The following is a 19,770-nucleotide window of genomic DNA, read 5'->3' on the forward strand; positions in this document are numbered from 1 at the left end:
AGAGTTTCCTTCAAGAGGGCGACATTTTGCCCTGATAATGGCGGGCTTACATTGATTCAGCGCACGCCCATGTCCATCCAGTGGTTTCCCGGTCACATGACTTCCGCCCGCAAGAAGGCGGCGGAGAGCATGGAGCGGATCGACGTCGTCATCGAGGTGCTCGATGCCCGCCTGCCCGAGGCCAGTTGCAACCCGATGATCCGGGAGCTGCGGGTGCATCGCCAGCGCCCCTGCCTGAAGATCCTCAACAAGGCCGACCTGGCCGATCCGGCGGTCACGGCCCAGTGGCTGGCCCACTTCAACGCCCAGAAAGGCGTGCATGCGGTGGCCTTGTCGTGCAAGAAGCAGGGCGACGTGGCCAAGGTGGTGGGCTTGTGCCGCCCTCTGGCGCCCCACCGCAACGATCGCCTCAAGCCCCTGCGCATGATGATCATGGGCATCCCCAACGTGGGCAAATCCACCCTGATGAACGCCCTGCTCAAGAAGCGGGTGGCCAAGGTGGGTGACGAGCCCGCCGTGACCAAGAGCCAGCAGGTGCTGGACCTGTCGCCCACGGCAACCCTCATCGATACCCCGGGCATGATGTGGCCCAAGATCGCCCATGACTCCGACGGCTACATGCTGGCGGCCAGCCACGCCATCGGCCGCAATGCGGTGATCGACGAGGCGGTGGCGAACTTCCTGGGGGACGTGCTGCTGGCCCGCTACCCGGCGTTGCTGGCGGCGCGCTACAAGACCCCGGTGGAGGGGCTGGACGGGCCGGGGCTGGTCGAGGCGATTGCCCGGCGCCGGGGCTGTCTGCTGAAGGGTGGCGGGCTCGATATCGAGAAGGCCTCGCTCATCCTGCTCCAGGACTACCGGGACGGCGCCATCGGCCGGGTCAGCCTGGAGACGCCCGACAGCCGGGCCGCCATGCTGCTGGCCCACGCCGAAGCCGAGGCCGCAAAGCTCGCCGCCCGGGAGGCCGGGCTGGAAGAAGACCGGGAGAGCGACGCCGAGCGGGAGGAGTAAGGGCGGCCCTTACACCCGCAGCAGCAGCGTCTTCAGGGGCGGGTTGCCGTCGCTGCTGGGGAAGTCCTCTTCAGGGGTGATCCACTCCAGCTCCCGCACTTCCCGGCCCGCTTTTTTGGCGCTGCGCACCAGCTGGTCTGACCACGCGTCGCGGCTCACCTGCGCCACGTTGTTGCAGCACACGAGGGTGCCGCCTTCACTGGTGCACAGCAGGGCGGGCTTGAACAGGGCCGGGTAGTCGTTGACCAGATCCACCACGCCAAAGGCGCTCTTGGCATAACGCGGCGGATCAAGAAAGACCAGGTCGAAGCTGTGCTTCTCGAGGGGCGGGAAGGGCGGCAGGTGCTTGCCGCGCACCATCTTCGGCTGGCCGATGCCGGACAGCTGGCGCATGGCGGCAAAGGCGTCGCTCTTCACGAAGCGGGGCCGCGTGGCCAGGGTGTTGAGCCGGGCGTTGGCCTTGCCCACCGACAGGCTGGACTCGGCGAAGTCCACGTTCACCACATGCCGCGCGCCTGCCTTGGCTGCGGCGATACCCACGCCGCAAGTGTACGCAAAGACGTTCAGCAAGGACTTGCCCGGCGCCTCGGCCATGATGCGCCGGCGGGCGGCGCGCAGATCCAGGAAGAGCCACGGGTCTTGCCCGGCGTGGCGGGCCTGGACGTTGAACTTCACCCCCATCTCGGAGAACTCCCGCAGGGCTTCCGCCTTGGCCAGCTGTTCGGGGGGCAGCGGGTTGCTGACCCGGGAGTTGGCGTGGCTGCGGTCGTTGTAGACCACGTCGGTGCCGGCAAAGGCACCCTGGTAGAAGGCCTCCACGGCGCTTTCGTCAGCCGCGGCCAGGGGGCCGTGGAAGCTCTGCACCAGGATCAGGCTGCCGTAACGGTCCACGGTCAGGCCCGGGCGGCCCTCGACGGTGCCATGGAACAGCCGGTAGGCGTCGGTGTCTTCGGCGTGGAGCCGGGCGATCAGGCCCTGGCGGGCCTCAAGGGCGCGGCCCAGGGCGGTGATCAGGGTGGGGGTGTCGGACATGTGCGGGTGTGCTTTCGTGAAGGGGCGGGCTTACAGCCCGAAGAATTCGCGGATCTTCTTGCCCAGGGCGGCCACTTCGGAGCCCGGGCTGGTGGATGGGGTGGCGCGGCCCTCGGCGTGGCCCCGTTCCAGGGCCTGGAAGTGGGCGAGGCGCTGCTCCAGGATGGCCGAGATGCCCTCGGCCAGCTCCGGGCGGGCACGGATGATGTGCTCGAAGCCGGCCTTGTCGAGCCGGTAGGCCTCCACGTCGGTGACGGCGATCACGGTGGCCCGGCGCGGGGCGCCGGTCATCAGGCCCAGTTCGCCAAAGACGCTGCCGGGGCCGCGTTTTTCCAGCAGGCGCTGGGGGCTGCCGTCGGGAGGCTGCCACCAAGCTTCGGCCTCGCCGCTGACGATGATGTAGAGCCAGTGGGCAATGGCGCCCTGGCGGGTGACGATGTCGCCGCGCGCAAAGGGGGCGTTGACCAGGCGGCCGGCCAGCTCGAGCTGCTCGGCCTCGGACAGGCGTGAGAACAGGTCGATCTGGGCGATGGCCTGCAGGCGGCGGTTGAGCTCCCGGGCGCGGACCTCGCCCCGGTGGGTTTCCCCTTCCTGGACCAGGTGGATGGTCTGGTCGCTGACAGCCAGGCGGATGCCTTCCCGCTGCAGGGCGGCCAGTACGTGATGGCGTACGTCGGAGTCGGTGGCTTCGTCGGGGCCGGGGTCGAGCAGCCAGTAGCGCAGCTGGTAACGCGCAAAGCCCGGGCCGAAGTCCACCAGCAGGCACTGGGGCGGGGGCTGGATGCTGACGTTGGGGATCTGTGCGGTCTGGATGTCGTGGAGCACGGCGGTGCTCACCCGGGCCGGGGGCACCGACAGGTCCACGTTGAAGGCGATGGTCCGGCGCTGGTTGGGCACCGCCTGACGGCTGTTGCAGATGACGGCGTAGCGGTTCTTCATCAGGTGGCTGTTGGGGATCACCACCCGCTCGCCGCTGCGGGTGACGATGGCGGTGTAGCGCCACTGGATGTCGCTGACCCGCCCGCCGATGTCGCCCATCTGGATCCAGTCGCCGATCTCCAGGGAGTTGTCCATCTGCAGCGCAAGCCCGCCCAGCAGGTTGCCCAGGGTGTCCTGCATCGAAATGGCCACCACGGCGGTGAGCACGGCCGAGGTGGCAAAGAGGTGGGAAAACTCCACCCCGGCCAGGTTGAGGCGCAGGAAGGCCCAGGCGATGTAGCCGACGATCACCAGGATGTCGGCGAGGATGCCCGAGATGTACACCCGCATGCGCGGCAGCACCACGTTGAAGAGGGCCAGCCCCAGGTAGCGGATGACCGCCAGCCCTTCGCCGAACACGGCCATCTCGCGCAGCCAGCGCAGGGCGGCGGGCTGGACCTCGCCGGCCAGCACCCCGGCGAGCAGATCGCCCAGCAGGCAGGCGCTGAAGAACACGCCGGTATTCATCAGGGAGCGGCGCCAGGCCTGCAGGGGGCGCAGGATGAGGGCGCCACTCACGATCATCAGCAGGATGGCGAAGGGCGCTTCTGGGCTGAGCAGGCTCATGACGGATCGGGCAGGCGGGCGGACTGCCGGCGAGTGAGGGTAATACCCTTAACGGACGGTGCCCGCCCGGATGAAGGGGCGGGCAGCGGCGCGGATTGCCGGCGGATCAGAGCGCGGCGCGCAGGCGCTCGGCCATGGCGTCGAGGGCTTCGCGGCCGGGGGAGCTGGCGGGCCAGAAGGGCAGCAGCTTGTCGTCGGTGAAGCGCGGCAGCACGTGGATGTGGAAGTGGAAGACGGTCTGGCCACCGGCCACTTCGTTGGCCTGGAACAGAGTGACGCCGTCGCAGCCGGTGGCGGCCTTGACGGCCTTGGCGACCCGGGTGGTGGCCTGGAAGACCGCGGCGGCCTGGGTTTCGTCCAGATCGTAGATGTTGGCGACGTGGGCCTTGACGATGACCAGCGCGTGGCCCGGGTGGGCGGCGACGATGTTGAGGAAGGACAGGGTGTGTTCGTCCTCGTGGATCTTCGAGGCGGGCAGTTCGCCGCGTACGATGCGGCAGAAAACGCAGTCATCCATGGGTGTGTCTCCTTATTGTTGTCAGGTGTGGCGGGCGGCCAGGGCGCGCCGCAGGTTGCGTTCGGTCTGCCAGCGCTGGCGCTCGGGGTCGGACCCGGCATGGTAGCGGCTCTCGTCCGGCGTCTGGGCATGAAAATTTTCCAGGGTCCGGCGCAGGATGTCGTGATGGGGCAGCAGGGTGCCGAAGAACAGCACGCTGTCGTGGCGCTGGATGAGCAGGGTGGGGAAGTTCTCCACGTCGTAGTCATCCACCAGCTCGGCGTCGTCCTCGATGTCCAGCCACAGGAAGCGGGCCTTCGGAAACTGGGCGGCCATGGCGTCGAAGCCGGCCCGGTAGTCCCGGCAGGTGCCGCACCAGGCGGCGCACAGGCAGGCGACGAGAAACTCTGAGGTGTCGGGGGTCATGGTGCAGTGGGAGCAGGCGGAGCAGAGGCATCCGCGACAGGGGCCGGGCGCGCCAGGGCCACCCAGATGACCCACTGGCCGCAGGCATTGCGGGGGCCCCGGCGCAGGGAGTTGTGCCAGGGGCCGTCCTGGCACAGGCCGCGGTCATTGTCTTTGTCGTAGTCCACGGTGTCGGGCTCGGCTCCCGGGGTGCGCTCGCCGCCCCAGCGGTTGCAGCTCAGGCAGCGACGCCGCTCGACCGACTGGGTGGCCATGGGGTCAGTGCCGGAGCGGGGCCCGCAGGCTGTCGAAGCGCGCCGGAGCGACGTACTGGAAGAGCTCGCGTCCCTTGCTGTCGAGGACCACGTCCAGCCCCTTGGTGGGGTAGAGGAAGTGTTCCAGGTTTTCGCCGACGCGGATGCGTTCGGCGGGCTGGCCGAAACGTTCCAGGATTACGGCCTCGTCGAGCTGGGCGCTGGGGATGAAGGCGATGGCGCGGATGGGCGCGGCCAGGGCCCGGGCCCGATCGGCTTCGGCCAGGGTGGCCTTGCGGGTGGTGCTCTGCATGTATTCGGTCTTGGGGGCGCGTTCGCGCATGCCCTCGATGACGTCCTGGGGCAGGTCGGCGGTGACGATCATCTTGCCGGCCACGAAGCCCAGGGTGAGGGTTTCGTAGTAGCCCTCGACGTTGCCGGCCTCGGTGGGGGTGGCGACGATGGCCAGCTCCATCTCCCGGCCAAAGCGGGCGCGGGCGTCGGTGAGGGTGCTCTTGCCCAGGGTCAGGTCGAACACCCGGGATTCTCCCCCGGGCAGGGTCTCGATCTGCCAGGGCAGGCCGGAGGTGGGCACGGCCTTGGGGTCGAAGTTGAGGAACTGCCAGACGACGGGCCCGACCAGCACGGCGAGGCCGAGCAGGGTGATGGCGATGGCTTTTTTCATCAGGTCAATGGGGAGCGTGGAAGTGGTCGGGGACCTTGGCGTGGAAGGTCACCGGCTGGGCGGGCATGTCCAGCACCGACTGGCGGATGCGGCCCACCACGTGCATCTCGCAGCGCTTGCAGTCGAAGCGCAGGGTGAGCTTTTCCTTGCCGTTGATCAGGGTCATGGGGTCGGGCTTGATGCCCTTCACTTCCTTGGGACACAGGTTGAAGCTGTAGCGCAGGCAGTGCTTGGTGATCATCAGCGAGGCGTCGTCGGTGTGCTCGTTGGCCTCGTAGGCCGCTTCGATCAGGTCGACGCCGTGGCGGTGATAGAAATCCCGGGCCTTCTGGTTGAGGACGTTGGCGAGGTAGGAGAGCTCGGTCTGCGGGTAGGGCACGGGGGGCTCGACGGCGGTGCGGGGCAGGAGCGGCGGAAGGGCTGCGATCCGGGCTGCCTCCAGGCGTTCGGCGGCGTCGCGGCGCAGGGCGTTGACGGCGCCGGCCGGCAGAAACCAGGCCTGGCTGAGCTGCAGCTCGACCTTGCGGGCGTTGAAAATGGTGGCGCCGAGCTTGGCCAGGTTGTCACGCAGGCCGCCGAGGGCCCGCTCGGTGTCCTTGGCGGCTTCCCGGGCGTGGGTGAGCTCGGCCGAGGCCGAGATGCCGGTCTCGTCGGTGAGGGTCAGGCGGAAGCCGTCGGGGGTCTCGGTGAGCAGGGCGTCCACGTCGATACGGCGCTCGGCGGACTTCTTCTCGAGCATCTTCTCGAACTCGTGGTCCCGGTTGCGGGACAGGCCGGTGCCGGGGAAGAGGTCGGCGGGCAGGGGGTCGGCGGTGTGGATGCGGAAATCCTCACCGATCTTTTCGGCCCGGTTGACCCGCAGGCCCACCAGCTCGCCCTTGCGGTCGTAGAAGCTGAGGCCGTCACCGTTGTGCAGCTCGACGGCGCTGGTGGTGTCGAAATGGCGGCGCTGCTTGCCGTCCAGGCGGATCACGCTGCCCACGGGCTCGCCGACGAACTTGGGCGAATCGAAGGCGCCGATGTCGGCGGTCCGGCCATTGACGAAGTAGTCGGTGGCACCCCGGTTGAAGGTCTTGTCGGCCAGGGGCGTGAACAGGAAGGTGCTGCGCCCGGCGGAGGTGCGGGAATATTCGGGGGCATCGTCCATGATGCCGTCGAGGATCTGGCGGTAGTGGGCGGTGATGTTCTTGACGTAGGCCATGTCCTTGTAGCGGCCTTCGATCTTGAAGCTGGAAATGCCCGCGTCGGCCAGGGCGCGGATGTTGGCGCTCTGGTTGTTGTCCTTCATGGACAGCAGGTGCTGGTTGCTGGCCACCAGGTTGCCGTCCTTGTCCGACAGGTCGTAGGGCAGGCGGCAGGCCTGGGAGCACTCGCCCCGGTTGGCGCTGCGGCCGGTGTGGGCGTGGCTGATGTAGCACTGGCCGGAGAAGGCCACGCACAGGGCGCCGTGGATGAAGAACTCGAGGGTGCAGTCGGTGGCGGCGGCCACCTTCTTGATCTCGGTGAGGGTCATCTCCCGGGCCAGCACGATCTGGGAGAAGCCCACGTCCTGCAGGAAGCGCGCCTTTTCGGGGTGGCGGATGTCGGTCTGGGTGCTGGCGTGGAGCTGGATGGGCGGCAGGTCGAGCTCGAGCAGGCCCATGTCCTGCACGATCAGGGCGTCGGCACCGGCTTCGTGGAGCTGGCGGATGAGCTGCACGGCGCTGTCGATCTCGGCGTCGTGCAGGATGGTGTTGCAGGTGACGAAGACCCGCGCCCCGAAGCGGTGGGCGTGGCGCGCGAGGCGCTCGATGTCGGCCACCGTGTTCTCGGCGTTGGCCCGGGCGCCAAAGGCGGGGCCGCCGATATACACGGCGTCGGCGCCGTGATTGACCGCCTCGATGCCGATGTCCGCGTTGCGGGCGGGCGCGAGGAGTTCAAGTTGCTTGCGGGAATGGCTCATGGTGATGCTCTCGGGGGTGGGTGTGCGGCTCGGTCGGCCGCTTGCAACCCTGCATTATCCCCGGTCGCGGGGGGAGCGTCGACCATGGCCGGCAAAGCAAGGCCTGGCGCGGGGCGGAGGCGTGGGACAATCGGGGTCTTACTCATACATGGGCCGAAACATGGAATCCCGACTGATGGAAATCGAGATCAAGCTTGCCCTGACCGAAGACCTGGTGGATACCCTCAACCTCACGGTGCACCGCCAGCAGGAGCAGATCGACGCCCTGCAGCGCCAGCTGCTGGCCCTGGCGCGGCAGGTTCAGGCCGCCTCGCCAGCGGCGGAATCCCGCGATCTGCGGGATGAGATCCCGCCCCACTATTGAGCGGGGCGGGGCTCAGGCGGCCTTTGTGCCGCGTCGTTGGCTGGCCGGGGCGACGCCCAGAATGCGCGGGCTGCGCAGCTGATACACGGGAACGTAGCCCTTGCCCTTGAGCAGCAGCAGCAGGGGGCTGGCAAAGACGAAGCGGTTGCGCAGGCGCTCGAACATCTGCCCGTCGCACTGGATGACGCTGGGCTCGCCTTCGGTACAGAGGCGATAGGCCAGGTTGACGGTGTCGCCCCACAGGTCGTAGATGAACTTCCCCCGTCCCACCACGCCGGCCACCACCGGGCCGGAGGCGATGCCGATGCGCAGTTCGAGGGCCAGGCCGTCGGTGATGGCCGGGTCACGCAGGGTGGATTGCATGGCAATGGCCAGGGACGCGGCCGCGGCGTGAGGCTCCCGCGGGTGGGCGTTGAGCCCGCCGGCCACCATGTAGCCGTCGCCGATGGTCTTGATGCGCTCCAGGCCGCGCTCCTCGGTGAGTTCGTCGAAACGGCAGAAGATCCGGTTGAGCAGCGCGAAGACCTTCTTCGGCGGCATGTCGCTGGCGATGCGGGTGTAATTGACGATGTCGGCGAACATCACCACCACTTCGGGGTGTCCGTCGGCAATCGTTCCGGATTGCTCCTTCAGGCGTGCGGCGATGGGGGCTGGCAGGATGTTGAGGAGCAGGCGCTCGGAGCGCTCCTGCTCGCGGCGCAGCTGGCGGTGGGCGGCGGCCAGACGGGCGCGGGTCTTGCCCCGTTGGCGTAACGCAAAACGCAGCAGCGGGTACAGCACGCCGGACACCAGGGTGACGTGGAGCGCCATGAACACGGGGCTGCCGGCCTGCGGGCCGACGCCGGCAGACAGGGCGGTGAGCCCCAGAAAGCCGATGAACCACAGGTTGGAGGCGGCATTGCCGACGGTGAGCAAGGCACAGGCCGGGGCAATGACTGCCCACAGGGCCAGGCCCGAGGTGGCCGGCGTGGGGGGCAGGCTGACCAGGTTGAGCAGCGGAAACACCAGCATCAGCCCGAGCTGGCTGCTCCGGTAGCGGGCGAAGCGCCGATGCCGGGGGAAGAGCGCGTAGTTGAGTAGGACCAGCAGCGGTACAGGGGTGGCGGGCGCGGCGGAGAAGGCGTTGTCGAGTTGATGGCCGATGAAGAGCCAGAGCAGGGCGGCGGGCCCGAACAGCAGGCTGGCCAGATTGAGCAGCGAGAGGCGCAGGCGCCGCTCTTCATCGTCCTCCGGGCGTACGCCGGCATGGATCAGGCGGCTGAGGAGGGCAAGGGACCGGATGACCGGCATGGCATGACACGCGGTGATTGAACCGGCCCGAGTGTCATGCCCCCGGGCGACGGGGGTCAAGGCTGGCTGGCACCCGGTGTGTGGAAATTTGTGTCTTCAGGGCAGGCGCCCGGCGCCGATCAGGCGGTGGGCGATGAGGTTGGGGGAGATCCAGCTGACCCGGTCGTCAAAGGCACCGCCCGGTGCGCCGGGGTTTTCGGACAGGCCCCGGCTGACGAACAGGCGGGCGCCGGCGTCGGTGTTGCGGGCTTCGTCGCTGCCGGGCACGGGTGGGGGCTGCAGGCTGCCATCGGCTGCGACCGCGCCCAGACCATTGGGACCGTGGGACAGGATGACCACCGGGGTGAGGCCGCCGGTGGTGGTGAGCTTGAGCTCCGTACCGTCCAGATTGCGGGTGACGAGTTCGATGCTGCCGTCGTCCACGCTGGTGATGCTGCGGGTGTAGGCGGGGGTGATGGCGTAGCGCAGGCGGTGGGACCATCCATCCACGCCGTGGATGCCGAGGGTGGCCCAGGGCAGCAGGCCCGCATGCCGGGCACAGCTGCCGCCACTGCGATCTTCGGTGCCATCCTGCGGACCTTTGGCGGGGCAGGGAAAGTGGCCCTTGCGCAGGGCATAGCCGAGCAGGGTGTCACGGGCTTCGTCGAGGGCGTCGTCGGTGGCCCGCTCGGCCCGCCGGGCAAGGTGGCTGGACAATCCGGTGGCAAGGCTGCCGGCAAGCAGGCTGAGGATGAGCAGTACCACCGCCATTTCGATGAGGGTGAAGCCGGGGCTGGCACGGGAGGGCAGGTCTGGACTCTTCGGCATCGCAGGCTCGAGGCAGATTCAGGGCAGATTCAGGGCAAACAAAGGGCCACGTCAGCGGCGGCCGGCTGGCGGCGGGCGGCAAAGGGGAGGGTGATCTGCGTCGGCAACGCACCGAGTTGGCCGGTGCTGAGGGCGGCCAGGGTGCTGTCTTCGAGGTAGGCGTCGATGCCCTGCTGCTCAGGGGGGCCGAGCCGGCGCTGGGTGGGCTGGCGTTCCCCGGCAAAGATGAGGGCGCCGCGGCAGCGTTGACCGGCCCCCGCCAGGCAGGCGGTGCCGCTGCTGCAGCGGGCATAGCGCACCATCCCGGCCCAGTTGGCGGCGGGATCGCGCAGATCGGCGTTGCGACAGGGGCCTTGCAGCCTGTCGAGGGCGGGCAGGCGCCCCAGGTCGACGGGGCCGTGGACCTGGCTGCCGATCGGGCTGGGCAGCTTGCTGGTGAGCGCGCAGTCGGCCAGGGACTGGAAGACCTTCTGCAGATGTGAGGCGTAGCTGGCGCGGCCTTTCAGCTGGAGATAGATGTCCGCGGTATCGATGGCCACCATGCGATCGTTGCCGTCGGGGGAACTGGTGGCGACGTCGATGGGCCCGGTGCCGGCGGTGGTGACGATGCTCTCGAGGTAGGCGTCGATGCGGCGGGCTTCCGGGTCACCGCCGCAGCGCCCGGGGCCAGGGCTGCGCTGCTGGCCGGCGAGGGGGCGGCCGGGGGCGATGATCAGGGCGGCAGCCAGGCCGGCCTGGTCACCGGGCAGGGCGATCACCCGGGCGTCGCCGTCCAGCAGGCGGAAGCTGCCGGTGTTGTCCCAGGTGACGGTGTCGGCCTTGGGATTGTTCTTGAACGCCCCGGATACGGCGTACCACAGGCACTCGCCGCTGCCGTCGCGCAGGTCGGGCAGGTTGAGGGTGAGGTAGGGCAGACGGCCGACGCTGACCTGCCCCTGGCCGCCGCAGGTTTCCGACGAGCCGTCGCCATCCAGATCGGGGCAGGGCAGGTAGCCGAAGTCGGCGTTGGGGTGTTCCTTGTTGCGGTAGTTGGCGGCAAAGCCGAGCAGGGCCTCCCGTGCCACCTGCAGGGCCTGGTCGGTGCGGCGGTCGGCGGCGAGCTGGCGGGCGGCCCGGTCGGCTGGGCTGTCCTGCCCTGAGAGCAGCCAGCCCAGCCCGCCCAGGGAGAGCAGCAGGACGAGGGCGGGCAGGATCATGCCCCGCTGACGGTGGCGGGTGGTCACGGTGCGTCGGGGGGCGGGATGCCTACCCGAAGGCGGTGTCGGCGGCCGTCAGCGCCCCGCACCAGGGCGCTCGCGTCCTCGATGCGGACCTGTTCGGGCCGGGCGATGGTGGCCTGCCCGTCAAGGAACAGGGTGGGTGCGCCGGCGCTGCGGGTAATGATGCCGTCGAGCCGTGGCGGCGGTGACGGCGGAGGGGTGTCGACTGGCTTCTGGTTCGTAGGGATGCGCTCGGCCGGGGCGAAGAAGAGCCGACCCAGAGGGGCGGCCTGCAGCGCAGTGGCCACAGGGAAGCTGAGCAGGACGAGGCCTGTCCGTATCGATTTGAATGTCATTTCGATACGAATTTAGCATAAACAGGCTCCCCCGGGCCGGGGTGTTCAGGGGGCGGAGATAACCCGGTTCTTGCCGGAGCGTTTGGCGATGTACATGGCCTTGTCAGCCCGGTCGATGGCGTCTTCGGGTGTTTCGCTGTCACGCAACTCGGCCACGCCGGCGCTGAAGGTGATCAGCAGCTTCTGCTGGCGGGCCATGAAGAAGCGCTTGGTGAGGGCCCGCTGGAGTCGAACCATGGTGGCGACGGCGCTGTCGAGGCCCGTGTCGGGAAGCAGGATGACGAACTCTTCACCGCCGTAACGCGCCACCGAATCCTGGGGCCGGACGTTGTCGCGGACGACCTCGACCAGGTGCTGGAGGGCTTCGTCACCGGTCTGGTGGCCGTGGTTGTCGTTGATCTGCTTGAAGTTGTCCACGTCGAGCAGACCCAGGCACAGGCCGGTGCCCCGGCGCCGGGCCAGGGCTGTCTCGCGGGACAGGGCTTCGTCCAGCCCCTTGCGGTTGAGAACGCCGGTGAGGGGGTCGTGGCGGATCAGCTCGCTGGTCTGCTCGAGTTCGGACTGCAGTCTGCTGATCTCGCTGTTGGCATCGTGGACCCGGGCCTGCAGCTCATGGAGCTGTTCGCGGGAGCGCCGGGTGGATTCCTGCACGGTGCGGGTTTCGCGCATGACTTCCGCAATCACGTCGGTCAGCTCGGTGATGTCGGCTGCGCCGACGATGCGTTCGGCGCACTTCTCGATCTTGTCGTGATAATCCCCGGTGGATTCCGAGAAATCGCCCAGGCGGTCCACGAAGCGGGCCAGCATTTCCTTCAGGCGGGCCTGGGCATCGCTGAGCTCGGACTTGAGGGCTCCCTGCCGGCTGATCACGTCGCGCAGTCTGCTCTCGAGTTCGCCGAGGATGCGCACATCCAGGGGGTGGTCAAACATCTCTCCCATCAGCACGATCTGGCCGTGCAGCCAGCGGTCGTCCACCACGAGCTCGCTGATGTTCTCGAGGATCAGGTGCAGTACCCGCTGCAAGGCCTCACGCAGGGCATGCTGATCTTCCGCGGCCCAGTCGAGGCTGGCACGCAGGCGGTCGAGGCGCTCGCGCAGGGGCGCGGGCATCTGGCTGGAGCGGATCGCATCGGCCAGGGCTTCGGCTTCGCCGGCGAGTTCGGGGTCGCTGGTCCGGATCTGGGCGGCAAGGCTGGCCAGCAGCGTGGCCAGCATGTCGGCAAAGGCATGATCGACGCTGGCGTTGCCAGCGGTAGCACTGGTCTCGGTGGCTTCGGCAGGGGCCGCGGTGGGCGCGTTGCCGGGAAGCTCCTCTTCACTGTTGCGGGACCAGGCGCGGAGCAGGCCCTGCAGGCGTTCATGGAGTTTCTCCGGGTTGTTGCCGGAGGCGCTGAGGACGCGATCGAGCATGTCCCGTTTGCGGGCCTGGGTCAGGCCAGCCTGGCGTCGGTCCCACTCGGCGATCAGGTCGCGCAGCAGCGTTCCCCAGTTGAGATCCAGCTGCTCGCTGCGGGTGAAGCCGTCGGCGAGCACGCTGCGCAGCCCGGCCCAGTCGGACTGGGCGACGGCGCTTTCGAAGTCGCGGACGAGGCGCAGGGATTCGTGGTTGTTGCGGGGCAGGGCGGCGGCGATCAGCTTGAGCGCGCGTTCGGGAAAGACGTCTTCGGCCACCGAGCCGGCAATCTCGTGGTAGAGCGCACGATAGTTGTCCGGGGTCGGCGCGATCCGCCGCAGCGCGAGCTGGCGCAGGGTTTCGCGTGCGACTTCCGAAGGCTGGCTGGTGTCGGTCATTTTGGGGCGGCGCGGGGCTGGGAAGCGTTGAATCATCCGGCGTCCTGCTGTGAAACGATGCCGTGCAGGCTCACAAACGGCTCTTGGGAAAATCCTTCTGGATATCGGCGATTCGGCTCCCGGCTTGAGCCCCACGGCCGGCCAAAGCGGAAAAAAATGCCTGGTACGCATTGCAGGGGGAAGAGGCCCCGGCGAGGAAGTGTCCGGTGGGGCCTACTCGGCAAGGCCGTGCTTGAGACCGTAATGGGTCAGCTCGGCGTTGTTGCGCAGGTGCATCTTTTCGAGCAGCCGGGCGCGATAGACGCTGACCGTCTTGACGCTCAGGTTCAGGGCCTCGGCGATCTCGGTGGGCGTCTTGCCCGAGGCGATCATGCACAGGGTCTGGTATTCCCGGTCGGAGAGCTTCTCGTGGGCCGGGCGCTCGGTGTCCTCGCCGATGGCATTGGCCAGCTCCTCGGCCAGGGAGGGGCTGACGTATTTCTTGCCGCTGGCCACCTGGCGGATGGCGGTGACGAGCAGGTCGGGGGCGCTCTGCTTGGTCAGATAGCCCGCCGCGCCGGCCTTGAGGGCGCGGATGGCGTACTGTTCCTCGGGGTACATGCTGAGGATCAGCACGGGCAGGCGCGGGAATTCCTTCTTGATCAGCTTGAGGGCGTCGATGCCGTTGCGGTCGGGCATGGAGACGTCCATCAATACCACGTCCCATTCGCCGCCGCGCACCATCTGGACGGCCTGGACGCCGTTCTCGGCCTCGCCGGAGACGGTAAGGTCGGGGGTGTCGGAGAGGATCTGGCGCAGGCCCTGCCGGACGATGGCGTGGTCGTCGGCGATCAGGACGCGGATGGGCTTGCTCATCGTGGGCTACTCCTGTTGTTGTTATAAGGCTCTTCGGCCTGGGCCGGCAGAACCGGCGCACGTAGCATGAGCCGGGTACCGTGGGGTTCGACCGGGCTCAGCTCCAGGCGTCCGCTCAGGCTGCTCATGCGCTCCCGGATTCCCCTGAGGCCGAAGGAGCGGGGCTTCTGCAGGTCGGCGGCAGCCAGGCCGCAACCATCGTCGGCAATCTCCAGCACCACCTCGTCGCCCTCCTGCATCAGCCGCACATTCACCTCGCTTGCCCGGGCATGCTTGCTGACATTGGTCAGGGCTTCCTGAAAGATGCGGAACAGGGCCAGAGCCGTATCGTAGTCCGGGTCGAGGTCGTGATCGGTGCAGAGAATGTTACAAGTGATGCCGGTGCGCTGGGCGAAGTCCTCCCCCTGGCTTTCGATCGCCGCGGCAAGGCCGAAATCCTTGAGGATGCCGGGGCGCAGTTCGCGGGTCACGCGGCCGACGGTGGCAATGGCATCGTCCACCATGCGACCCACGTTGCGGGCCCGCTCCCGGGCCTGGGCGAGCTGGGTGTCGAGCTTGGATTCGAGCAGGGACATCTCGAACTTCATGGCCACCAGGGTGCCGCCGAGCACATCGTGAACGTCCCGGGCGATGCGCTCCCGCTCGTCCTCCTTGATGCGCTGCAGGTGGTTGGAGAGGGCCGCCAGCTGGCTGCGGGATTCACGCAAGTCGGCCTCCACGTGCTTGCTGTGGGTGATGTTCCACATCACGCCTTCCCACACCACCTTGCCGCACTCGGACAGGCGGGGAGAGCTGCGCAGGTTGATCCATTTCTGCTCGCCGGTGGGCAGCTGGATGCGCCCTTCCCAGTTGAGGGTGGACAGGTTGTCGGCCGAGCTGGTGGCCGCATCGATGAAGCCGGGCAGGTCCTCGTCGAGCAGCCAGGTGAGCCAGCCGGCCGAGCCGCCGATGAGCTCCTCGGCCGGCGCGCCGAAGAGCATCGCTGCGGCTTCGCTGAGATACTGGAAACCCAGGGTGCGCTCCGGGGTGTAACCCATCTGGAAGACCACCCCGGGAATGTTGTCGGTGAGCGCCCGCAGGCGCGCCTCGCTCTGGCGCAGGGTGTGTTCGGCGCGGCGTTTCTCGCGGCGGTTGCAGACTTCACGCAGCTCCCGCTCTACGGCCGGGATCAGGCGCTCCAGCTTGTTCTTGCTGAGGTAGTCGTGGGCGCCGGCACGCATGGCTGCGATCGCCTCGTCTTCCTGCATGACCCCCGAGACAATGATGAAGGGCAGGTCGAGGGCCAGCTCACGGGTCAGGCAAAGGGCACCCTGGGCGCTGAAACCCGGCAGATTGTGATCGCACAGGATCAGATCCCAGGGCTCCCGCTCCAGCGCTTCGCGCATATCGGCCGCGGAGGCCACCCGACGGAAGGTGGGCGCATAGCCCGCATTGCGGAAGTGATGCAGGATCAACAGGACATCGTTCTCCGAGTCCTCGATGAAAAGCAGGCGGATCGGCGGTTTGCCGGGGCTTTCCGGGCTCTCCAGGGGGGCGTCCGGCTTGATGGCAGGGGGCATGCGCGTCAGGAAGGCTGCGTGAAAGGGTCGGTTTGTTTATAATCCGGCCCTCGCTCGGGCCTGCGCCTCCTTCAAGGATAGTGCAGGCAAGCCTTTTCCGTCCATGCGCATGCATCACGTCAAAGGCCGCCAGCACCCCGGCAAGGCCCCCTTAGTTAAGTGGTATAACAGTTGACTTGTAATCATCAGTTGGCGGTTCGATTCCGTCAGGGGGCACCAGAATGATCAGCATGAGGGCCAACCCGCAAGGGTTGGCCCTCATGCTTTGAGTGTCTGCAGCCGGATCCGAAAAAAGAGCTTGGTGTTTCTGCAAATTGCGCATAGTATTCGCCCCCTCCAGACGCGGGGTGGAGCAGTCTGGCAGCTCGTCGGGCTCATAACCCGAAGGTCGCAGGTTCAAATCCTGCCCCCGCAACCAGATTCAGAAAAAAGGCCCGATCACTCAGGTGATCGGGCCTTTTTTCCTCTGCGCCCAGCATGGGCGCACGCCGGCAAGTGCTCAGCGCATCCCGCGAACCGCCGCCACGCCGGTGGCCGGGAAGTCGGTGAACACGCCGTCGATACCCAGGCGCATGTAGTACTGCATCTCCTCCTTCGGGTCCTTGAAGCCGTAGCCGCTGGCGTCGTCGCGGAAGGTCCAGGTATGCACCAGCAGGCCTTTCTGGTGGGCCAGTTCGATGACGCCGGTGCTGCCGTCCACCCGGCGGTCGTTGATGCTCAGGGTGGTGTCGCCGGTGCGCTCGACATTGTCATTCACGGTCTTCACCAGGTAGGGCTTCCACGGGCCGACTGCGTCGGCGTAGGTCTTGATGAAATCCAGGCCCGAGGAGGTGAGCAGGTCGGCGAAGCTGCGGCTGTCGTTCTTGAGCACGAAGTCGTAGGGCTTGTGGTACGGGGCGACCAGGGACATGCTGCCGTCGTTCTTGACGTCGTCGGCGTCGATCAGCTGGACCAGCTTGATGTTGGTTTTGGTGTTGAGGTATTGCAGGTTGCTGACCTCGAAGGACTGGATGAACACCGGGGCGCTGGCCACGTTGCCATAGGCGGCGTGGAGGGTGGTGAGCAGCTTGTTTTCGAACACGTTGGCGCCGAACTGCAGTTCGTTGGCGTGGAAGCTGGAGTGCTTGATCTCCGGGTAGATGCCGACGCTGCGGCCCAGTCGGCTGCCCTCTGTCTTGGTCAGGGCTATGACCTCGTCCAGGGTCGGGATGCCGAACAAGCCGTTGTAGGCCTGGGAGCGGTCGGCGCGGGCCTGGACGGCGCGCAGGGTTCGGATCTCGGCCAGGGTGAAGTCGCTGGCGAAGAACGCGGTGGTGGGTATGCCGTCCACGTTGCGGGTTGTCTTGCGGGATTCGGGGAACTTGATGGCCACGTCGGTGGTGCCGTCGAGCATGGGCTCGTGGCGGGCGATCATCACGCCGTCCCTGGTCAGCACCAGGTCGGGCTCGATGTAGTCGGCGCCCTGTTCGATGGCGGCCTTGTAGGATTCCAGGGTGTGTTCGGGCAGGGTGCCCGATGAGCCCCGGTGCCCGATCACCAGCGGGGCGTCGCCGGACAGGGTCTTGAATGCGGGGTCGTCGTTGTCGCTGCCGCCGCAGGCCTGGAGGAGGGCGAGCGACAGCAGCGGGACGAGGGCTTTGATCTTCATGGAGGGCTCCAGGGAAAGAATGCGGGTGGCGTGTTGCGGAATGCCCCGCACTGTATTCCCCGGCCATTAAGCTGGCATGACCGTTCCTGGAGGGTTTCAGGCCTGTTCAAGGGCCCGGGCGATCACCATGCGCTGGATGTCGGAGGTCCCCTCGTAGATCTGGCAGACCCGCACGTCCCGGTAGAGGCGCTCCACCGGGTAGTCGGCGATGTAGCCAGCACCGCCGTGGATCTGGATGGCGTCGGAGCACACCTTCTCGGCCATCTCGGTGGCGAACAGCTTGGCCATCGACGCTTCCTTCAGGCAGGGCTGTCCGGCGTCCTTCAGGCTAGCGGCGTGCAGCGTGAGCTGGCGGGCGGCTTCGACGCGGGTGGCCATGTCGGCCAGACGGAAGGCCACTGCCTGGTGTTCGATCAGGGCCTGGCCGAAGGACTGGCGCTCCTTTGCATAGGCAGTGGCTGCCTCCAGTGCAGCCCGGGCCATGCCGATGGCCTGGGCGGCGACGCCGATGCGTCCGGGCTCCAGGCTGGAGAGGGCGATGCGGTAGCCGTCGCCTTCCTTGCCCAGGAGGTGGTCTGCGGGGATGCGGCAGTCCTCAAAGAGGACCTGCGCGGTGTCCGAGGCGTGCTGTCCCATCTTGTCCTCCACCCGCCCGACGATGTAGCCCGGGGTGGAGGTGGGCACCAGGAAGGCCGAGATGCCCCTCTTGCCGGCTGCTTTGTCGGTGACGGCGATGACGATGGCGAGCTGGGCGTTCTTGCCCGTGGTGATGAACTGCTTGACCCCGTTGAGCACCCAGTGGTCGCCGTCGCGGGTGGCCGTGGTGCGGATGGCCGCGGCATCGGAGCCCACGTGGGGTTCGGTGAGGCAGAAGCAGCCCAGCCATTCGCCGCTGGCCAGGCGCCGCAGGTAGCGCTCCTTCTGCGCCTGCGTGCCGTAGTTCAGCGTGATGCCGCAGGGCAGGGAGTTCTGTACGCAGGCCACGGTGGAGGTGGCCGAATCGCCGGCGGCGATCTCCTCGATGATGAGCACCAGCGAGACGTAGTCCAGTCCGGCCCCGTCCCATTCCTCGGGCACCACGATTCCCAGGCCGCCAAGGGCGGCGAGTTCCTTGAGTGCTTCGGCCGGGAAGCGCCGGGTCCGGTCCCATTCGCCGGCGAAGGGGGCCAGGCGCGCCTGCGCGAAATCGCGCAGGGTGCGCCGGATCATTTCCTGTTCCGGGGTGAGGATCATGGCCGGGCTCCCGTCACAGGACTTCGATGGCCATGGCCGTGGCCTCGCCACCGCCGATGCACAGGCTGGCCAGCCCGCGTCGCAGGCCCCGGGCGCGCAGGGCGTGGATCAGGGTGACGAGGATGCGCGCGCCGGTGGCGCCCACCGGATGGCCCATGGCACAGGCCCCGCCGTTCACATTGACCACCTCGGCCGGCAGCCCCAGCTCGTCCATGGCCAGCAGGGTCACCACGGCGAAGGCCTCGTTGATCTCGAACAGATCCACGTCACCGACTGCCCAGCCGGCCCGTTCGAGGGCACGGCGGATGGCCGGCGCCGGCGCAGTGGGAAAGCGGCTGGGTGCCTGGGCGTGGGTGGCGTGGGAGAGGATGCGGGCCAGGGGCGCGATGCCCCGCCGCCGCGCTTCCGATTCACGCATCATCACCAGGGCTGCGGCGCCATCGGAGATGGACGAGGCGTTGGCCGGGGTGATCGAGCCGTCCCTGGTGAAGGCCGGCTTGAGTTTGGGGATCTTGGCGATGTCGCAGGTGCCGGGCGTCTCGTCGTCGCTGATGCGCTGCTCGCCCTGGCGGCCGGCGATGCTCACCGGCACGATCTCGTCGCGAAAGGCCCCGCTGGCCACCGCATGCTGGGCCCGGCGCACCGATTCGGCGGCGTAGGCGTCCTGGCGTTCCCGGGCGATGCCGAACTCGGCTGCCGCCTGGTCGGCAAAGTAGCCCATCAGCTTGCCTTCGTAGGCGTCCTCCAGACCATCCAGGAACATGTGGTCGAAGGCCTGGCCGTGGCCCAGGCGGTAGCCGCTCCGGGCGCGGGTCAGCACGTAGGGGGCGTTGGACATGGACTCCATGCCGCCAGCCAGGCCCACGCTGCAGCTGCCGGCCAGCAGCATGTCATGGACGAGCATGGTGGCCTTCATGCCCGAGCCGCACATCTTGGTCAGCGTGGTGGCCGGCACCGATTCCGGCAGGCCGGCGCCGAGCACGGCCTGGCGGGCCGGCGCCTGCTTGAGGCCGGCCATCAGGCAGCAGCCGAACACGGCCTCATCCACATCCTGGCCGAGGCCTTCGAGGCCGCTGAGAGCACCACGGATGGCCGCGCTGGCCAGCTGGGGGGCGCTGAGGGGCGTGAGGCAGCCCTGGAAGGCGCCGATGGGGGTACGGCGGGCCGCTACGATCACGACGGGATCTGTCATGGTGTTCTCCTGGTGCATTTGTTATGAAGGGCGTGACGCGGCGTAGTCTAGAAACCCGGCGCCTGTCTTCCCACGCCAAAAACTCCCAAAATAAGTGAGCGGATTT

19 protein-coding genes and 2 tRNA genes are annotated in these 19,770 nt (G+C 67.8%); 4 read left to right on the forward strand and 17 right to left on the reverse strand.

Annotated elements, in window-relative coordinates; translation table 11 throughout:
• Positions 1 to 69: 69 nt before the first annotated feature.
• A complete protein-coding gene (ylqF, locus tag L6Q67_RS04725) occupies positions 70 to 1,011 on the forward strand; it encodes a ribosome biogenesis GTPase YlqF (protein WP_296566053.1) in 942 nt (313 codons plus the stop codon).
• Positions 1,012 to 1,020: 9 nt separating this feature from the next.
• Here the strand turns inward: ylqF and L6Q67_RS04730 are convergent, their stop codons facing one another.
• The 7 genes from L6Q67_RS04730 to L6Q67_RS04760 all read right to left on the reverse strand — a co-directional run bounded on the left by L6Q67_RS04730 (position 1,021) and on the right by L6Q67_RS04760 (position 7,370).
• A complete protein-coding gene (locus L6Q67_RS04730) occupies positions 1,021 to 2,043 on the reverse strand; it encodes a class I SAM-dependent methyltransferase (protein ID WP_296566054.1) in 1,023 nt (340 codons plus the stop codon).
• Between the two features lie 30 nt (positions 2,044 to 2,073).
• Positions 2,074 to 3,588, reverse strand: a complete 1,515-nt coding sequence (locus L6Q67_RS04735) for a mechanosensitive ion channel family protein (protein ID WP_296566055.1) — start codon at positions 3,586 to 3,588, stop codon at positions 2,074 to 2,076.
• Between the two features lie 106 nt (positions 3,589 to 3,694).
• Entirely contained in the window at positions 3,695 to 4,105 is a 411-nt protein-coding gene (locus L6Q67_RS04740; protein WP_296566058.1) for an HIT family protein, read from the reverse strand.
• Positions 4,106 to 4,126: 21 nt separating this feature from the next.
• Entirely contained in the window at positions 4,127 to 4,510 is a 384-nt protein-coding gene (locus L6Q67_RS04745) for a thioredoxin family protein (protein WP_296566060.1), read from the reverse strand.
• The gene (locus tag L6Q67_RS04750; RefSeq protein ID WP_296566061.1) at positions 4,507 to 4,764 is read right to left on the reverse strand and encodes a hypothetical protein; all 258 of its coding nucleotides are present in this window, start codon (positions 4,762 to 4,764) and stop codon (positions 4,507 to 4,509) included. Before L6Q67_RS04750 ends, L6Q67_RS04745 begins: the two co-directional genes overlap by 4 nt.
• Before the next feature lie 4 nt (positions 4,765 to 4,768).
• Positions 4,769 to 5,428, reverse strand: coding sequence for a hypothetical protein (locus L6Q67_RS04755; RefSeq protein ID WP_296566063.1), 660 nt, complete (start codon positions 5,426 to 5,428; stop codon positions 4,769 to 4,771).
• A 4-nt stretch (positions 5,429 to 5,432) separates the two neighbouring features.
• Positions 5,433 to 7,370 (reverse strand): U32 family peptidase, encoded by a 1,938-nt coding sequence (locus L6Q67_RS04760; RefSeq protein WP_296566066.1) that lies wholly within the window; start codon positions 7,368 to 7,370, stop codon positions 5,433 to 5,435.
• Between the two features lie 160 nt (positions 7,371 to 7,530).
• Here L6Q67_RS04760 and L6Q67_RS04765 point away from each other — a divergent pair, with 160 nt between their 5' ends.
• Positions 7,531 to 7,734: a SlyX family protein gene (locus L6Q67_RS04765; RefSeq protein ID WP_296566068.1), complete on the forward strand. Its 204-nt coding sequence runs from the start codon at positions 7,531 to 7,533 to the stop codon at positions 7,732 to 7,734.
• Between the two features lie 12 nt (positions 7,735 to 7,746).
• On the opposite strand, the gene L6Q67_RS04770 is transcribed toward L6Q67_RS04765, so the two are convergent.
• The 7 genes from L6Q67_RS04770 to L6Q67_RS04800 form a co-directional block, all read right to left on the reverse strand.
• Positions 7,747 to 9,024 carry an adenylate/guanylate cyclase domain-containing protein gene (locus tag L6Q67_RS04770; RefSeq protein WP_296566071.1) on the reverse strand — a complete coding sequence of 426 codons (1,278 nt, stop codon included), beginning with the start codon at positions 9,022 to 9,024 and terminating at the stop codon, positions 7,747 to 7,749.
• Positions 9,025 to 9,120: 96 nt separating this feature from the next.
• On the reverse strand, positions 9,121 to 9,831 hold the full coding sequence (locus L6Q67_RS04775) for a type II secretion system protein (protein ID WP_296566073.1): 711 nt from the start codon (positions 9,829 to 9,831) through the stop codon (positions 9,121 to 9,123).
• Positions 9,832 to 9,860: 29 nt separating this feature from the next.
• Positions 9,861 to 11,054, reverse strand: coding sequence for a hypothetical protein (locus L6Q67_RS04780; protein ID WP_296566076.1), 1,194 nt, complete (start codon positions 11,052 to 11,054; stop codon positions 9,861 to 9,863).
• Positions 11,051 to 11,386, reverse strand: coding sequence for a hypothetical protein (locus L6Q67_RS04785; protein WP_296566079.1), 336 nt, complete (start codon positions 11,384 to 11,386; stop codon positions 11,051 to 11,053). Before L6Q67_RS04785 ends, L6Q67_RS04780 begins: the two co-directional genes overlap by 4 nt.
• 45 nt (positions 11,387 to 11,431) lie before the next feature.
• Complete coding sequence (locus tag L6Q67_RS04790) at positions 11,432 to 13,177, reverse strand: diguanylate cyclase (RefSeq protein WP_296566081.1); 1,746 nt, start codon at positions 13,175 to 13,177, stop codon at positions 11,432 to 11,434.
• Between the two features lie 213 nt (positions 13,178 to 13,390).
• Entirely contained in the window at positions 13,391 to 14,032 is a 642-nt protein-coding gene (locus L6Q67_RS04795; RefSeq protein WP_296566096.1) for a response regulator transcription factor, read from the reverse strand.
• Positions 14,029 to 15,591 (reverse strand): histidine kinase, encoded by a 1,563-nt coding sequence (locus L6Q67_RS04800; RefSeq protein ID WP_296566099.1) that lies wholly within the window; start codon positions 15,589 to 15,591, stop codon positions 14,029 to 14,031. Before L6Q67_RS04800 ends, L6Q67_RS04795 begins: the two co-directional genes overlap by 4 nt.
• Positions 15,592 to 15,736: 145 nt before the next feature.
• On the opposite strand from L6Q67_RS04800, the gene L6Q67_RS04805 reads away from it, so the two are divergent.
• Both L6Q67_RS04805 and L6Q67_RS04810 read left to right on the forward strand, forming a co-directional pair.
• A tRNA-Thr gene (locus tag L6Q67_RS04805) sits at positions 15,737 to 15,810 on the forward strand.
• 122 nt (positions 15,811 to 15,932) lie between these two features.
• Positions 15,933 to 16,009 (forward strand) — tRNA-Met (locus L6Q67_RS04810).
• A gap of 81 nt (positions 16,010 to 16,090) precedes the next feature.
• On the opposite strand, the gene L6Q67_RS04815 is transcribed toward L6Q67_RS04810, so the two are convergent.
• The 3 genes from L6Q67_RS04815 to L6Q67_RS04825 all read right to left on the reverse strand — a co-directional run bounded on the left by L6Q67_RS04815 (position 16,091) and on the right by L6Q67_RS04825 (position 19,664).
• Positions 16,091 to 17,239, reverse strand: a complete 1,149-nt coding sequence (locus L6Q67_RS04815) for a glycerophosphodiester phosphodiesterase (RefSeq protein WP_296566102.1) — start codon at positions 17,237 to 17,239, stop codon at positions 16,091 to 16,093.
• 96 nt (positions 17,240 to 17,335) lie between these two features.
• Positions 17,336 to 18,472 carry an acyl-CoA dehydrogenase family protein gene (locus L6Q67_RS04820; protein WP_296566105.1) on the reverse strand — a complete coding sequence of 379 codons (1,137 nt, stop codon included), beginning with the start codon at positions 18,470 to 18,472 and terminating at the stop codon, positions 17,336 to 17,338.
• 13 nt (positions 18,473 to 18,485) lie between these two features.
• Positions 18,486 to 19,664, reverse strand: coding sequence for an acetyl-CoA C-acyltransferase (locus L6Q67_RS04825; protein WP_296566107.1), 1,179 nt, complete (start codon positions 19,662 to 19,664; stop codon positions 18,486 to 18,488).
• Positions 19,665 to 19,770: the final 106 nt, after the last annotated feature.

Source organism: Zoogloea sp. (assembly GCF_023150065.1).
Lineage (GTDB): Bacteria > Pseudomonadota > Gammaproteobacteria > Burkholderiales > Rhodocyclaceae > Zoogloea.